Origin of the sequence: Tessaracoccus sp. SD287 (assembly GCF_017355265.1) — a bacterium.
Lineage (GTDB): Bacteria > Actinomycetota > Actinomycetes > Propionibacteriales > Propionibacteriaceae > Aestuariimicrobium.
This window is the reverse complement of sequence record NZ_JADIJQ010000001.1, coordinates 112,673-129,223: the sequence shown is the minus strand read 5'-3', so window position 1 is coordinate 129,223 and position 16,551 is coordinate 112,673. Positions and strand designations below refer to the sequence as shown.

The following is a 16,551-nucleotide window of genomic DNA, read 5'->3' as shown; positions in this document are numbered from 1 at the left end:
CATGCCCCCACAAGCGAGGATGACGGACGACGAGCGCACCAGTATCGATGCCTGGTGGCGTGCCAACAACTACCTGACGGTGGCCCAGATCTACCTGATGGGCAACTGCCTGCTGGCTGAGCCGCTGCAGGCTGACCACATCAAGCCCCGCCTGCTGGGCCACTGGGGCACCAGCCCCGGCCTGAGCTTCATCTACGCCCACATGTCACGGCTCATCAACCACACCGGCCAGGACACCATCTACATCACCGGGCCTGGCCACGGTGGGCCGGCGCTGGTGGCGGCGTCCTACCTGGAGGGCACCTACACCGAGACCTTCCCCGCCGTCACCCAGGATGCCGCGGGGGTCGAGAAGCTCTGCCGCCAGTTCTCGGCACCCGGTGGCATCCCCAGCCACGTGTCGGTGACCACCCCGGGCTCCATCCATGAGGGTGGCGAACTGGGATACTCCCTGATCCACGCGTTCGGTGCCGTCTTCGACAACCCCGACCTGTTGGCGCTGACGGTGATCGGTGACGGCGAGGCCGAGACGGGCCCGCTGGAGGGTTCCTGGAAGGGCATCTCGTTCCTCAACCCTGCCCGGGACGGTGCGGTGCTGCCGATTCTGCACCTCAACGGCGGCAAGATCGCCGGCCCCACGGTGCTGGCGCGCAAACCTGCGGCCGAGACCCGCAGCCTGATCGAGGGCCACGGGTACCACGTCATCGAGGTGGGCGGGGACGACCTGCCCGGCATGCATGACCGTTTCGCCGAGGCCCTGGCCCAGGCCTACACCGAGATCACCCAGATCCAGGACGACGCCCGCAACGGTCGCGCCGGTGGCACGCGTCCGGTTTGGCCCATGATCATCCTGCGCACCCCCAAGGGCTGGACCGGACCGGACGTGGTCGACGGCGTGCAGGTCGAGGGCACGTGGCGGTCGCACCAGGTGCCGTTCTCGGGGGTCAAGGAGGACCCGGCGCACCTGCAACTGCTCGAGGACTGGCTGCGCAGCTATCGACCCGAGGAGTTGTTCGACGAGTCCGGCGCCCCCACCGAACTGGTCACCAGGATCAACCCGACCGGCACGCAGCGGATGTCGGGCAGCCCGCACGCCAATGGTGGTCTGCTCACCCAGGACCTCGTCCTGCCCGACTGGAGGTCGATGGCACCCGACGTCAGCCACCGGGCCGCCGAGAAGGCCGAGTCGACCCGCAAGCTCGGCGAGTTCATGCGCGAGCTGTACCGCAACAATCCGCACACCTTCCGACTGTTCTGCCCCGACGAGACGAACTCCAACCGCCTCGGCGCGGTCTTCGAGGTCTCCGATAGGGCCTGGATGGAGGCCCTCGACGAGACCGACGAGAAGATTGGTCCCGACGGCAGGGTGATGGAGGTGCTCAGCGAGCACAACTGCCACGGCTGGTTGGAGGGCTACCTGCTCACCGGTCGCCACGGCCTGTTCGCCAGTTACGAGGCGTTCGCCATGGTCAGCGCCTCCCAGACGATCCAGCACGCCAAGTGGCTGGAGGAGGCCGCCCACCTGGACTGGCGGGCCTCGGTGCCGAGCCTGAACATCCTGCTCACCTCCACCGCCTGGCGCAATGACCACAATGGCTTCAGCCACCAGGGGCCGGGGTTGATCCAGAACGTGCTGACCCAGCGCGGTGACGTCTCGCGCATCTACCTGCCCCCGGACGCCAACACCCTGCTGGTGGTCGCCGACAAGGTGTTCCGGTCCCGGGACAAGGTGAACCTGATCGTGCAGGACAAGCAACCCCAGCCCCAGTGGCTGTCGATGGACGAGGCCATTGACCACGTCGAACGCGGGGTCGGCATCTGGGACTGGGCCGGCAACGATGACGGCAGCGACGACCCGGACGTGATCCTGGCCTGCGCCGGCGACATCGTCACCATGGAGACGGTGGCGGCCGCCGAGATCCTGCGAGACCGACTGCCGCGCCTGCGCACCCGGGTGGTCAACGTCGTGGACCTGATGGCCCTGATGCGACCCAAGGACCACCCGCACGGGATGAGCGAGGGCTACTTCGACGAACTGTTCACCGACGACAAGGACGTGGTCTTCGCCTTCCACGGCTTCCCGGGCGCCATCCACCAACTGGTCCACGGCCGTCCCGACGCCGACCGCTTCCACGTCCGCGGTTTCATCGAACAGGGCACCACCACCACCCCCTTCGACATGGTCGTGCGGAACCGGGCCTCGCGCTACCACCTGGTCATGGACGCCATCAACAATGCCGGGCGCTCGGTGGTCGGCGGCCAGGAACTGAAGCAGTGGTGCCGAGCCCAGCTCGACGAGCACGAGGCCTACATCGTCGAACACCTGCAGGACATGCCGGCGGTCAGCGAATGGACGCTGGGCCACCAGCAGCAGGCCTCCGACCAGCCGGGGCGTGGGTGAGCCGGTGGCGGGGCCCGCGTCGCTACACTTGCCGAGCACCACTGGGAGGCAGGAAGGATCGGCAATGGCATCGGTTTCACCCGGACGGGAGGGGACAGACGCTCCACAGACCAGTGACACCGGGTCCTACACCGTGCTCGACGAGGACGAATGCCGCGCGCTGCTGCACGACGGCGTCATCGGACGAGTGGCCTTCACCGTTCCCGAACTGACCATCCACCCGGTCAACTACTCGTGGGTTGACGGTTTGGTCGTCTTCCGCACCGGGCCGACCACGGCCCTGGCCGGCCTCACCGGGCAGCGGGTGGCCTTCGAGGTCGACGACATCGACATCGAGACGGGTGTGGCCTGGAGTGTTCTGGTGCGTGGCCTCGTCGAAGAGGGCACGATGGCAGCAGCGGAAAAGATCACCCCGTGGGCATCGGGCACGCGTCCGCATGTCATGGTGATCAGACCGACGTCACTGACCGGACGGACAGTGTCGCGACCCGAGGAGAACCGATGACCCACAAGTCTGGTCGACCCACCACAGGACGTTTCGTTGCGGGCGTCGACGGTTCCCCCGACGGCCTGCGCGCCGTCGAGTACGCCACCCGCGCTGCGCTGCTGGTCAACGGCCATCTCCATCTGGTCCACGCCGTCGACGCCGCCGTGATGGCCGGCGCCTGGGGGGCGATCCAGGACATCGAAGCGATGGAACGCGCCGGCCAACAGACGATCGCTGCGGCCCGCGCCCGCGCCGTCGAACTGGGGCTCGCGGACAACCTCATCACCTCCGAGGTGTTGATCGGCAACCCGACGGCCGTCCTGGCCGAGGCCAGCGAGAATGCTGACCGGCTCGTGGTCGGACGCCGCCGGCTGGGCGGCCTGGAACGCATGTTCGTGGGTTCCACCTCGGCCTCCCTGGCGGCCGTCGCCCACTGCCCGCTGGTGGTCATCTCGGCGGCCGTCAACCCCGACGAGACGGGGGGCCGCAAGGTCGTCGCCGTGGGCGTCGACGGTGAGGGACACAGCGCCGAGACCCTGGCCGAGGCGCTGGTGGAGGCACGGGTCCGGGGCGCCAGGCTGATCGTGACCCACATCCAGCCCGCCGTCCCGGTGGGCATGTTCGGCGGTTACCAGTTGACCGCCGACGCCGAACGCGAACTGCTCACCGAGGCCAGGACAGCCATCACCGAACTCGTCGACCGGGTCGCCGGCAGCGAATCCCATGTCCCGGTCGAGGTGCTGGTCCAGGCCGGTGACCCCGTCGACCGGTTGGTCTCGCTCAGCCGCGAGGTCGACCTGCTGGTGCTCGGCATGCGTGCCCCCACCGTGCTGGGCTTCGCCCTGGGCGGGATGACCCGAGCCGTGCTGGCCCACGCCGAATCACCGCTGATGGTGGTGCGCTGAGCCAGACGTCCTGCCTCGGCTGCCGTGCCCCCCGCGTGGGCACGGCTAGGCTGGGCCGGTCATGAGCACTCCCCAGATCACCTTCGACGAGTCCCTGCCGATCACGGCCCGGGTCGACGACATTGCCGACCTGCTGACCAAGCACCAGGTCATCGTCGTCGCCGGCGAGACGGGTTCGGGCAAGACCACCCAGCTGCCGAAGGTCGCGCTGCAGTTGGGCCGCACCCGGATCGCCCACACCCAGCCGCGTCGCATCGCCGCCCGCACCGTCGCCGAACGCATCGCCGACGAACTCGGCGTCGCGATCGGTGACCAGGTCGGCTACCAGGTGCGGTTCACCCGCAAGGCCGGCAGAGACACCCAGCTGACGGTGATGACCGACGGGGTGCTGCTGGCCGCCATCACCCATGACCGCGACCTGCGCCGCTACGACACGATCATCATTGATGAGGCCCATGAGCGCAGCCTCAACATTGACTTCCTGCTCGGCTACCTCAAACAGCTGCTGCCGCGGCGCCCCGACCTGAAGCTGGTCATCACCTCGGCGACCATCGACACCGCGCGCTTCAGTGAGCACTTCGACAATGCCCCGATCGTGGAGGTCTCCGGGCGCACCTACCCGGTCGAGGTGCGCTACCAGCCGCTGGACCCCGACGAGCCCGACCAGAACACCGGCATCGTCAATGCCGTCGGTGACCTGCTGGCCGCCGGGCCCGGCGACATCCTGGTCTTCCTGTCCGGCGAACGTGAGATTCGCGACGCCGCCGAGGCGCTGGGCGAGCTCAAGCTGCCCGGCGTCGAGGTCGTCCCCATGTTCGCCCGGCTGTCCTCGGCCGAGCAGCAGAAGATCTTCCAGGCCCACACGACCCGGCGCATCGTCCTGGCCACCAACGTCGCGGAGACCTCGCTGACGGTGCCCGGCATCCGCTACGTGGTCGACGTCGGCACCGCCCGCATCTCCCGTTACTCGGCGCGCACCAAGGTGCAGAGGCTGCCCATCGAACCCGTCTCGCAGGCGTCGGCCAACCAGCGTGCCGGCCGCTGCGGTCGGGTGGCCCCCGGCATCTGCATCCGGCTGTACTCCGAGGAGGACTTCGCCGCCCGGCCCGAGTTCACCGAGCCCGAGATCCTGCGCACCAACCTGGCCTCGGTCATCCTGCAAATGGCCCAGGCGCGGCTGGGGGCCATCAGCAGCTTCCCGTTCGTCGAGGCCCCCGACGCCGCCCAGATCAATGACGGCGTCAAACTGCTCGAGGAACTGGGCGCGCTGAAGCCGGGCAACCGGAACAATCCGCGGCTCACCGACGTGGGCCACCAGCTGGCCAGGATCCCGGTCGACCCGAGGCTGGCCCGGATGCTGGTCGAGGGTCAACGCCGCGACGCGCTGCGTGAGGTCCAGGTCATCGTCGCCGCCCTGGCCATCCCCGACGTGCGCGAGCGACCGGCCGACAAGCGGGAACAGGCCGACGCCCTGCACGCACGGTTCCACACCGACGCCGCCCCCGACCAGCCCGGCCCGGCGGAACGCACCGGGGACGACACCGCCCCGCTGCGCCACACGGCCCACAGCAACACCCGCAAGCAGGACACCGCGCCCAAGCCCGCTGAGGGTGGTGACATCATGGCCCTGCTGCGGCTGTGGCATTACCTCGCCGACCGACGTGCCACCCTCAGCGGCAACGCCTTCCGTCGACTCTGCCGCGACGAGTTCATCAACTTCCTGCGGGTGCGCGAGTGGGAGGACCTGGCCGCGCAACTGCGCGACATCGGACGTGACCTGAAGTGGCGCCCGAACCGCACCCCGGCGCCGACCCAAGCGGTGCTGACGGCGGTCGCCTCCGGCCTGCTGTCCCACATCGGCCTGCTCGACGTCCGCGAACCGAAGGCACCCCCCGGCACCAAACCGGGCCGCCGTGGTCGCGGACCCCGGGAGTACATCGGTGCCCGCAACGCCCGCTTCGCCATCAACCCCGGCTCGGCGCTGGCAAAGGTCAACCCGCCCCTGGTGATGGCCGTCGAACTGGTCGAGACCAGCCGCCTGTGGGCCCGGATGGTGGCCGAGGTCGAACCGGAATGGATCGAGCAGGTGGGTGGTCATGCGCTCACGTCCAGCTACTCCGAACCCCACTGGTCGTCCAGTTCGGCCAGCGTCGTCGCCTATCAGAAGGTCAGCCTCTACGGGGTGCCCATCATCGCCGACCGGCGGGTGAACTACTCCCACGTCGACCCGGTCGCCGCCCGGCAGATCTTCCTGCGGTCCGCGCTGGTCGAGGGCGGCTGGCAGACCCGCCACGCCTTCTTCAGCCGCAATGCCGAGGTGCGCGCCGAGGCCGAACAGTTGGAGGAGCGCACCCGTCGCCGCGACCTGCTCGTCGACGACCAGACCATCTACGACTTCTACGACGCTCGGATCCCGGGCGAGGTCGTCAGCGGGGCCACCTTCGACACCTGGTGGCGGCGCATTGACCAGCCCCACCTGCTCGACCTGGCCATCGACGACCTGATCCGCGACGACACCGCCGGCCCCGATGCGACGGCCTTCCCCGACCGCTGGCAGGTGGGGGACCTGGAACTGCCGGTCAGCTACGTCTTCGACCCCGGCTCGGGCCACGACGGGGTCACCGTCACCATCCCACTGGCCCAGCTCAACCAGCTCACCGCCGAACCGTTCAGCTGGCAGGTGCCCGGGCTGCGCCAGGAGGTCGCCGCCGAGCTGATCCGCGGACTGCCCAAGGCGGTACGACGCAACTTCGTCCCGGCCCCCGACCATGCCCGGCGGGCGCTGCGCTGGTTGGACGAGTTCGGCGCCGACCAGTCCCGGCGGTTGGCCGACGAACTCGGCCGAGCACTGCGGGCCATCACGGGCCACATCGTCGAACCACACGAATGGAGCCCGTCGGCGCTGCCTCCACACCTGCAGGTCTCCTTCCAGGTCGTCGGGGAGGGGGCACCGGCGTCCGCCACCAAGGACTTCGCGGCGGTCCGCCAACTGCTGGCCGGCCAGGTGTCCCAGGTGCTCACCCGGGCGGCGAAGAAGCAGCGGGTCACCGGCGCGACGGACTGGTCCTTCGGCCCCGTGCCCACCGAACAGGACCTGTCCCGCGGTGGCACCTCCGCCATTGGCTACCCGGCCCTGGCCGATGAGGGCAACAGCGTCGGCGTGGTCGTCCTCGACAGTCCCCGGGCCCAGCAGGTCTCCCACGCGCGTGGCGTGCGCCGGCTGCTGGTGCTGACCAACCCGGACCCCACCAACTGGGTGGTCGCCCACCTGGGCAACGCCGAGAAGGTGGCGCTGGCCCACAGCCCGTACCCGAACGTGCCCGCCCTGCTCGCCGATGCCCGCCTGAAGGCGGTCGACTCGCTCGCCCGGGCCATGGACCCGGACCTCTCGGCCACCCGCTCGGCGGCGAGCTACCAGGCGCTGGCGGTGGAGGTCCGCCAGGGGCAGGCCGACCGGATGCGTCAGGTCGTCTCGACCGTGGCCCAGGTGCTGACCCACCGACTGTCCGTGCTGGAGGCACTCGCCGGCGTGCCTGCGGGGGAGCGGATCGCCCAGGACGTCACCCAGCAGCTCGACAACCTGCTGTTCCCGAACTTCATCTCGGCCACCCCCGACCCGTGGTTCGGGCACCTGCCACGCTACGTCCAGGCGATGGCGCTGCGCCTCACCGCCTGGCGGGGCAATCCCCGACGCGACGCCCAGAACCAGGACGTCATCGATGACCTGGAGGCCGACTACGCCGACCTGTGCGCCACCCTGCCGCCGGGGCCGCTGCCACCGGAGGTGGAGGAGGTCGCCTTCCTCATCGAGGAGCTCCGGGTGAGCCTGTTCGCCCAACAACTCAAGGCGTCGGTGCCGATCTCGGCCAAACGGGTACGCACGGCCATTGCCAAGCTCGGCTGAAGCCCGCGCGTCAACGTCGCCCGTGTCAGGGGGATGGCGCAGTAATGGCAGAGTGGGGTGGTGACCGAGACGACCTCGCTGCTGCGACTGCTCACGCTGGACCAACTCGACGAGACCAGGTTCCGCGACCCCCAACTCCACCTGGGCACCCAGTGGGAGTACCAGCGCACCTTCGGTGGCCAAGTCGTGGCCCAGGCGCTGATGGCGGCGTCGGGGACGCTGACACCGGAGCGGCGCTGCCACTCGATGCACGCCTACTTCCTGCGTCCGGGCAGCAACGCCCGGCCCATCGACTACCAGGTCGAGGTGACCAGGGACGGCAACACCTTTTCGCAGCGACGGGTGACCGCCTTCCAGCAGGACAAGCTGATGTTCGCCCTGACCGCCAGCTACCACGTCGAGGAGCCGGGTCTGCAGCACAGCGACCCGATGCCGCCGGACGTGGACGACCCGATGGACTGCCCCCCGGTGGCCGAGGTGCTGACCGAACGCTTCGGCAGCGCAGCCGCCCAGTGGATCGCCTGGCAGGGGCTGGACGTGCGCTACGTCGGGGACTCCTCGGACAGCACCCAGGCCAGCGCCCACTCGGCGCACCTGCGGGTCTGGGCCCGCACCCAGGAGACCCTGCCGGACGACCCGCGGCTGCACACCGCGCTTGCGGCCTACCTGAGCGACCTGACCATCCTCAGCGTTGCCGCGGTGCCGCACCAGGTGACCATCATGTCCCCGCAGGTGCAGGCAGCCTCCGTCGACCACGCCATGTGGTTCCACCGCGACCTGCGGGCCGACCAGTGGTTGCTGCACGACCAGATCTCGCCCTCGGCGTCGGGTGGTCTGGGCTTCTCGAACGGTCGACTGTTCCAGCGCGGCGAGCTGAAGGCCTCGGTCAGCCAGGAAGGGCTGATCCGGCTGACCCAGGGGTGACCCCCGGACCTGCGGACCAGCCCTTCCAGGGGTGGTGCGGACTCGCTCAGGCGGCGGTGGTCAACCGGAGCTGGGCCAGGGCGCTGCGCTCGATCTGGCGGACCCGCTCGGCGGTGATGCCCCACACGGCGCCAATGTCGGCAAGCTTGGCCTGGCGTCCGTCGACCAGACCGTAGCGGCGCCTGACCACGTCGGCCGAGCGCTCGTCGAGGTCGGACAGCATTCCGTCGATCACCCCGCCGGTCTGGGCGTCCAGGACCAGTTCGTCCGGGCCGGGGGTGACGTCCTTGGCGATCAGGTCGCCCAGGGAGGTGTCACCGTCCTCGTCAACGGGGGCGTCGAGGCTGATGTGCTCACGCGAGTAGCGGATCAACTCCACGACCCGGTCGGCCTCCAGTTCCAGCTCCTTGGCGATCTCCTCGACGCTCGGCTCACGGCCCAGCAGACGCTCCAGGTTGCGGCGTGCTGCCGAGACCTGGTTGACCTGCTCGGCGACATGGACGGGCAGTCGGACGATGCGTCCCTGCTGCGCAATGCCTCGGCTGATCGCCTGGCGGACCCACCACGTCGCGTAGGTCGAGAACTTGAAGCCCTTGGCGTAGTCGAACTTCTCGACGGCGCGGATCAGGCCCGTGTTGCCCTCCTGGACGAGGTCAAGCATGGGCATCGGCGAACGGTAGTACTTGCGGGCCACCGACACCACCAGTCGGAGGTTGGCGCGGATGAAGTGCTGCATCGCCTCGTCGCCGTCGGCAGCCAGCCATTCGAGTTCCTCGGTGCTGGCGCCCACCTCGGTGGTGGCGGCACCGTCCAGGATGCCACGGGCGTAGACACCGGCCTCGATGCGCTTGGCCAGTTCAACTTCTTGTTCGGCGGTCAACAGGGCGGTCTGGGCGATCGACTCCAGGTAGAGACCTACCGAGTCCTTGCCCTCAATGCCGTCGGTGGAGCGAACACGCTGCTTGGTTTCCATGAACTCCCTCTCGTGCGTCCTTCATAGTGGTCAACGCACGAGAGGGCAGCAAACGTTTCAGCACCTGCCGATTTGGCCCCCCAGTATGCCATCGGCAGAAAAACGATCAGACTGTGGTCGTAGTCGACCCCGAATCCTGCTCCCGGACGGCGCGGGTGACCCGGTCGATCAGCCAGGCCATCTCAAAGGCCTGCTCGCGCCACTTGTCGTAGCGTCCGGTGACCCCGGCGTGGCCGGCGACCATCTCGGTGCGCATCAGCACCGGACGCTCGGCGCTGAGGGTCGCCTCGGCGCGCAACCGGGCCACCCACTTCGCAGGCTCCACGTAGAACACCCGGGTGTCGTTGAGTCCGGTGGTGGCCAGGATGGCCGGGTAGGTCACCGGGGCGATGTTCTCGTAGGGCGTGTAGGCCTTCATGTAGTGGTAGACGTCCTCGTGGTGCAGCGGGTCGCCCCATTCCTCCCACTCGGTGACCGTCAACGGCAGGTCGGGATCGAGGATCGTCGTCAGGGCGTCCACGAAGGGCACCGCGGCGTGGATGGCGCAGAACAGGTCCGGGGCCAGGTTCGCGACCGCACCCATCAGCAGGCCGCCGGCGCTGCCGCCCATGGCAGCCAGACGATCCGGTTGGGTCCAGCCGTTGTCGACCAGCCAACGTCCGGCGTCGACGAAGTCGGTGAACGTGTTCATCTTCTGCAGGGTCTTGCCCTGGTCGTACCAGGCCCTGCCCAGTTCGCCACCGCCACGGATGTGGGCAATGACGTAGATGATGCCGTGGTCGAGCAGGCTCAGGCGCTGGGTGCTGAACCGGGCCGGGATCGAGATCTCGTAGGAGCCGTAGCCGTAGAGCACCACCGGGGAGGTGCCGTCCACGGGGGTGTCGGCGCGTCGCACCACGCTCAACGGAATGCGGGTGCCGTCGCCGGCAGTGGCCCAGACGCGTTCCTGCACGTAGTCCTCGGGGCGGAAAGGTCCGTGTTGCGGATGGTCGAGCACCGGGGTCTGCTTGAGCACCCGCTGGGAGCCGGGGTCATCGAAACGGACCTCGCGGACCTGCGGCGGGGTCACCAGCGAGGTGAACGACAGCCGGATGCGGTCGGTGCTGAAGTCGGACTCCGACTGGGCCGAGACCTCGTAGACGGGTTCGGCGAACCCCAGCGGCGCGGCGTCGCCGGGGGCATCGCTGCGACCCAACCAGACGGCCGGCAGCCCGTCCTGGCGTCCGGAGACGACGACGTGGCTGGCGTAGGCCTCCACGTCCCCGAAGCGGGTCCCGGCCGCGGGCTGCAGCACCGACTGCCAGGTCTCCGACGGTGCCAGCGGGGTGGTGTCGGCGGCGTCCCAGGGACCCACGGGGGCGGTGGCCACCTCGAAGTCGGCGAAGGCGGCGTTGTGCACGATCCACAACTGGTCGGCGGTGGCCTCCACGTCATAGTCGAGGCCCTCGCGCCGGGGGGCGACCACCCGCGGCGGCGCAGCCGGGTCGCTGGTCGGAACCAGGTGCACCTCGCCGGTCAGCTTGCTGCCCAGGTGGATGAGGATCCAGGCCCGGTCGCGGCTGACCGAGACCCACGTCCAGAAGCGCTCGTCGTCCTCCTGGAAGACCAGCTGGTCCTGGTCGGCTGCGGTGCCCAGGGTGTGGCGCCAGACCTGATGGGGACGCCAGGCCTCGTCCACGCGGGTGTAGAACAACACGTCGTCGGCGGCCCAGGTGACATTGCCCGCGACGCCGGTCTGGGTGGTGGTGGTGGTGCCGGTGGCAAGGTCACGGATGGAGACGTCATAGCGCTCGTCGCCGGCATTGTCGGTGGCCCACATCAGCAGGGCACCGTCGGGGGAGACCTCCATGGCACCCAGGGAGAAGAACTGGTGGCCCTCAGCCTCGAGGTTGCCGTCCAGGATCACCTGTTCCCCGTCGATCGGGGCCGCGGCCGCCAGGTCGGGCACCTCGTCGCGGCTGGTGGCCGGCACCCGGCACCAGATGGGGTAGTCCTTGCCCTCGACGGTGCGCGAGTAGTACCAGTAGGCCCGGCCAGTGCTGTGGGTCTCGTAGCTGGGCACGCTCAGGTCGGTTTCCAGGGTCCGCGACTTGTAGTCGTTGAACAGTTCGTCGCGCAGGCCGGCCAGGTGTTCGGTGAGGGCCTCGGCGTAGGCATTCTCGGCCTCGAGGTGGCTGATCACCTCGGGATTGGTCTTCTCGCGCAGCCACTCGTAGTTGTCGATCACGGTGTCACCGTGGTGGGTGCGCTCCAGCGGACGGCGAGCGGCGATCGGCGGTGCCGGCGTGGCAGGGGTCTGTGACATGCCGGCCAGCCTAGCGATCCGAGCACGACCGGGTCGGCCGGTGACCGGGTGGGGGTTCGCATTGTCTGGGTTCCGAAGGCGTGGCAGACTGGAGCGGAGGCATTGACAACCGCTGGCTTGGCCCTGCCCTCATCCTGGAATCATCTTCGAGAGGTACCCTGTGACCGCGCGTTCAACCGGCGACACCACCCCCGCTGCTCACCAGACCGACGCTCCGACGGCGTCGACGACGGCGGGCAGTACGTCCAAGAAGGCCACGGCGGCCAGGAAGACCACCACCGCCGCCGCGAAGACCACCGCCGCGAAGCCCCCCGCCGCCGCGAAGAAGACGACGGCCAAGAAGACCACGGCCCGCAAGTCGACCGCCAAGAAGGCGGAGCCGACCGTGACCGAGGCGCTGCAGAAGGTCGTCGAGGTCGAGGCGGACGTCGAACTGGACGGTGATGACCTGGTCATCACCGTCGGCGGCAAGAAGGACGGCAAGGCGCGACTGGACGAGGTCGACGACTCCGAGTTCGCCCCCGAAGAGGCGGCGAAGGACGAGAAGGAGATCACCAAGGAAGGCTTCGTCATGAACGAGGCCGACGACACCGACGAGCCGGAGATCCAGGTCACCGCCGCCGGTGCGACCGCGGACCCGGTCAAGGACTACCTGAAGCAGATCGGCAAGGTGGCCCTGCTGAACGCCGAGCAGGAGGTCGACCTGGCCAAGCGCATCGAGGCCGGCCTGTTCGCCGACGAGAAGCTCAGCGACGAGGCCTCAGTCAAGGCCAAGGACCTGGACGACTTCGAGTGGATCGCCGCCGATGGTCGCCGGGCCAAGAACCACCTGCTGGAGGCGAACCTGCGATTGGTCGTCTCCCTGGCCAAGCGCTACACCGGCCGCGGCATGCTCTTCCTGGACCTCATCCAGGAGGGCAACCTGGGCCTGATCAGGGCGGTGGAGAAGTTCGACTACACCAAGGGCTACAAGTTCTCGACCTATGCGACCTGGTGGATCAAGCAGGCGATCACCCGCGCCATGGCCGACCAGGCCCGCACCATCCGCATCCCGGTGCACATGGTCGAGGTGATCAACAAGCTCGCCCGCGTCCAGCGCCAGATGCTGCAGGACCTCGGCCGGGAACCCACCCCCGAGGAACTCGCCAAGGAACTCGACATGACCCCCGAGAAGGTCGTCGAGGTGCAGAAGTACGGGCGCGAGCCGATCTCGCTGCACACCCCGCTGGGCGAGGACGGTGACTCCGAGTTCGGTGACCTGATCGAGGACTCCGAGGCGATCGTGCCCGCGGACGCCGTGAACTTCACCCTGCTGCAGGAGCAGCTGCATGACGTGCTGGACACCCTGTCCGACCGTGAGGCCGGCGTGGTCAGCATGCGTTTCGGGTTGACCGACGGACAGCCCAAGACCCTGGACGAGATTGGCAAGGTCTACGGGGTCACCCGTGAGCGAATCCGCCAGATCGAGTCCAAGACCATGTCGAAGTTGCGCCACCCGTCCCGTTCGCAGGTGCTGCGCGATTACCTGGACTGACCGTGAAGCAGCTGGTCGAACCCGGACGGTTCCGGATCAAGCAGGCTGCCCCCGAGCAGCTGCTGGCGGCCGCCCAGATGATGGCCCGCGCCTGGCGCGAGTCGTTCCCCTTCGACGACGTCGTGTTCACCGAGCGGGAGTCGGGCGCAGCGGACCTGGCCCGGACGTGGGTGCTGCAGGGACGTCAGGGGGCCTACCACTGGGTCGTGGTCGACACCGCCCACGACTCCGAGGTGGTGGGCGTTGCCCAGGCCAGGGTCAGCGACGACGCCTCCGCACCGACCCCGTTGGAACTGCACCTGCTGTACCTGCTCGACGTGGCCAAGGGCTCCGGCATCGCTGACCGGCTGCTGGAGATCGCCATCGGTGACGCCCCGGCACACCTGTGGGTGTTGGAGGGCAACGATCGGGCCGTCGCCTTCTACCAGCGGCACGGCTTCGTCCTGGACGGGGCCCGCCAGCGCCTGGAGGGCGCCCTGGACGGACACCACAATGTTCGGATGGTTCGCCACTGACGCCAGCACCCCCAAAGACATGGGACCCCCAGACGTGACAGGACCCGCCGGTGATGCCGGCGGGTCCTGTTCGTGGGGTCTGGGGCGGTCTGTCTCAGCCCAGGCGCTCGGTGTGGTCATCGATGCGCAGGGCGACCTGCTGCAACTTGTCGTGGTGGGCACGTCCGTGGTGGCCGCAGAACAGCAGTTCGCCGCCACTGCTGAGGGTGACGCGCATGTAGGCCTGGGCGCCGCATCGATCGCAACGATCGCGTGCATCGAGGGTGGTGGACTCGACAGTCTGTGAACTCATCCGTGGCCTCTTTTCCTTTGGCAAGTGGTTTCCCTCATTCCAACGCATGAGGGAAGCAGTTTGTTCCATCCGGCACCGGTGGACTACACCCGGGTCATCCGGCCTGCTTGTCCGCCCACCTTAGGCCATCCACACAAACGGCAGGCATGCCCGCGCCGAACCGGACGCCCGCAGGGGTGTGCGGTCAGGTGTTGTCGGTGAGCCCCGGTATCCTCACGGGGTGGCACAGATCAAGGCACAGAACACCGGACGCGAGTACGAGGCCAAGCACCTGTTGGTGCTTGAGGGGTTGGAGGCCGTCCGCAAACGACCCGCCATGTACATCGGCTCGACCGACACCAAGGGGCTGATGCACTGCCTGTGGGAGATCATCGACAATGCGGTGGACGAGGCGCTGGGCGGGTTCGGCGAATCGATCACCGTCGACCTCCGCGCGGACGGGTCGATCGTGGTCAAGGACCAGGCCCGCGGCATCCCGGTGGACATCGAGCCTCGCACCGGCCTGACCGGCGTCGAGGTGGTGTTCACCAAGCTGCACGCCGGTGGCAAGTTCGGTTCGGGCACCTACAACGCCACCGGCGGCCTGCACGGCGTCGGCGCCTCGGTGGTCAATGCCCTGAGCGCGCGCCTGGACGTCGAGGTCGACCGCAACTCCAAGACCTACGCCATCAGCTTCCGTCGTGGTGTCGCCGGCGTCTTCGACGGCGACGGGCCGGACGCGTCGTTCACCCCGGCCAGCGGCATGCGCGAGGTCGGCAAGGTCAAGCGTGGCGTCACCGGCACGCGAGTACGGTACTGGCCCGACCGCCAGATCTTCCTCAAGGACGCCCAACTGTCCTGGGACCACCTGGCCAACCGTGCCCGCCAGACCAGCTTCCTGGTGCCGGGCCTGCGCCTGGAGATCCACGACCACCGTCTGGGGGAGGCCATCACCGAGGTCTTCCAGCACGAGGGTGGGATCAGCGAGTTCTGCGACTACCTCACCCCCGGCGCACCGGTCTCCGAGGTGCTGCGCCTGCAGGGCAGCGGGGAGTTCACCGAGACCGTGCCGATGCTCGACGACAGCGGCGCCATGACCCCCACTGACGTGGATCGCGTCGTCGACATCGACGTGGCCCTGTGCTGGACCAACTCCTACGACACGGTCGGACGCTCCTTCGTCAATGTGGTGGCCACCCCCAAGGGCGGCACCCACGTCAGTGGCTTCGAGCAGGGCCTGACCAAGGCCTTCACCCAGGCCATGGGCAACAGCCGCATCCTGAAGTCCGGTGAGGAGGTCATCAAGGAGGACGTCCTGGAGGGCCTCACCAGCGTGGTCACCGTCCGCCTGGCCGAACCCCAGTTCGAGGGCCAGACCAAGGAGGTGCTGGGCACCCCGCCCGTCCGCCGCCTGGTCGCACGCGTCGTCGAGGCTGAGCTGACGACCTGGCTGACGGCCCCCAAGTCCAAGGCCCAGGCCCGCACGGTGATGGAGAAGGTCGCCAACGCCTCCAGGGCGCGGGTCGCGGCGCGCATCCACAAGGACAACCAGCGACGCAAGACCGCGCTGGAGTCCTCCACCTTGCCCCCCAAGCTCAAGGACTGCCGCAGTACTGACACCGACAAGACCGAACTGTTCATCGTGGAGGGCGACTCCGCGCTCGGCACCGCCAACGTCGCCCGCAACTCCGAGTTCCAGGCGTTGCTGCCGATTCGCGGCAAGATCCTCAACGTGCAGAAGGCGTCGGTCGCCGACATGCTCAAGAACGTCGAGTGCGCCAACATCATCCAGGTCGTCGGCGGCGGCTCGGGACGCACCTTCGACGTCGATGCGACCCGCTACGGCAAGATCATCTTCATGGCCGACGCCGACTCCGACGGCGCCCACATTCGCTGCCTGCTGGCGACCCTGTTCTTCAAGTACATGCGCCCGATGGTCGAGGCCGGTCGCGTCTACTCGGCGGTGCCGCCGTTGCACCGTTTCGAGTTGATCAAACCCAAGCGGGGCTACGAAAAGTACATCTACACCTACTCCGACGCCGAGTACCAGCGCAAGCTGGCCGAACTGACCAAGAAGGGTCAGAGCTTCAAGGAGCCGCAGCGATACAAGGGCCTGGGCGAGATGGACGCCAGCCAGCTCAAGGAGACCACGATGGACCCCCAGCACCGCACCCTGCGGCGGATCACCGTGGACGAGGCCGAGGAGGCCGAAAAGGTCTTCGAAATGCTGATGGGCAACGACGTGGTGCCCCGCAAGGAGTTCATCATCGACGGTGCCTACGCCATCGACGCGGAGACCATCGACGCCTGAGCGAGGCAAATGTCACGTGGC

General features: G+C 68.4%; 11 protein-coding genes. 8 read left to right on the top strand and 3 right to left on the bottom strand.

Going from position 1 to position 16,551, the window contains the following annotated elements:
• The first annotated feature begins 1 nt into the window (after position 1).
• From IPV09_RS00595 to IPV09_RS00575, 5 genes are all read left to right on the top strand, one after another.
• On the top strand, positions 2–2,401 hold the full coding sequence (locus IPV09_RS00595) for a phosphoketolase (RefSeq protein WP_207472911.1): 2,400 nt from the start codon (positions 2–4) through the stop codon (positions 2,399–2,401).
• Between the two features lie 64 nt (positions 2,402–2,465).
• Positions 2,466–2,906 (top strand): pyridoxamine 5'-phosphate oxidase family protein, encoded by a 441-nt coding sequence (locus IPV09_RS00590; RefSeq protein ID WP_207472909.1) that lies wholly within the window; start codon positions 2,466–2,468, stop codon positions 2,904–2,906.
• On the top strand, positions 2,903–3,793 hold the full coding sequence (locus IPV09_RS00585) for a universal stress protein (protein WP_207472907.1): 891 nt from the start codon (positions 2,903–2,905) through the stop codon (positions 3,791–3,793). The genes IPV09_RS00590 and IPV09_RS00585 overlap by 4 nt, the downstream gene beginning before the upstream one ends.
• Positions 3,794–3,854: 61 nt before the next feature.
• Complete coding sequence (gene hrpA / locus IPV09_RS00580; protein WP_207472905.1) at positions 3,855–7,697, top strand: ATP-dependent RNA helicase HrpA; 3,843 nt, start codon at positions 3,855–3,857, stop codon at positions 7,695–7,697.
• 60 nt (positions 7,698–7,757) lie between these two features.
• Positions 7,758–8,621 (top strand): acyl-CoA thioesterase, encoded by an 864-nt coding sequence (locus tag IPV09_RS00575; RefSeq protein ID WP_370590159.1) that lies wholly within the window; start codon positions 7,758–7,760, stop codon positions 8,619–8,621.
• 46 nt (positions 8,622–8,667) lie between these two features.
• Here IPV09_RS00575 and IPV09_RS00570 read toward each other — a convergent pair whose 3' ends face one another.
• On the bottom strand, positions 8,668–9,594 hold the full coding sequence (locus IPV09_RS00570; protein ID WP_207472903.1) for an RNA polymerase sigma factor RpoD/SigA: 927 nt from the start codon (positions 9,592–9,594) through the stop codon (positions 8,668–8,670).
• 106 nt (positions 9,595–9,700) lie between these two features.
• Complete coding sequence (locus IPV09_RS00565) at positions 9,701–11,899, bottom strand: S9 family peptidase (RefSeq protein ID WP_207472902.1); 2,199 nt, start codon at positions 11,897–11,899, stop codon at positions 9,701–9,703.
• Between the two features lie 139 nt (positions 11,900–12,038).
• Here IPV09_RS00565 and IPV09_RS00560 point away from each other — a divergent pair, with 139 nt between their 5' ends.
• On the top strand, positions 12,039–13,433 hold the full coding sequence (locus tag IPV09_RS00560) for an RNA polymerase sigma factor (RefSeq protein ID WP_207473035.1): 1,395 nt from the start codon (positions 12,039–12,041) through the stop codon (positions 13,431–13,433).
• Positions 13,434–13,435: 2 nt separating this feature from the next.
• Entirely contained in the window at positions 13,436–13,948 is a 513-nt protein-coding gene (locus IPV09_RS00555) for an N-acetyltransferase family protein (RefSeq protein WP_370590158.1), read from the top strand.
• Positions 13,949–14,042: 94 nt separating this feature from the next.
• On the opposite strand, the gene IPV09_RS00550 is transcribed toward IPV09_RS00555, so the two are convergent.
• Positions 14,043–14,240, bottom strand: coding sequence for a hypothetical protein (locus IPV09_RS00550; RefSeq protein WP_207472901.1), 198 nt, complete (start codon positions 14,238–14,240; stop codon positions 14,043–14,045).
• A 220-nt stretch (positions 14,241–14,460) separates the two neighbouring features.
• Between IPV09_RS00550 and IPV09_RS00545 the strand changes: the two genes are divergently transcribed.
• Positions 14,461–16,530 carry a type IIA DNA topoisomerase subunit B gene (locus IPV09_RS00545; RefSeq protein WP_370590157.1) on the top strand — a complete coding sequence of 690 codons (2,070 nt, stop codon included), beginning with the start codon at positions 14,461–14,463 and terminating at the stop codon, positions 16,528–16,530.
• Positions 16,531–16,551: the final 21 nt, after the last annotated feature.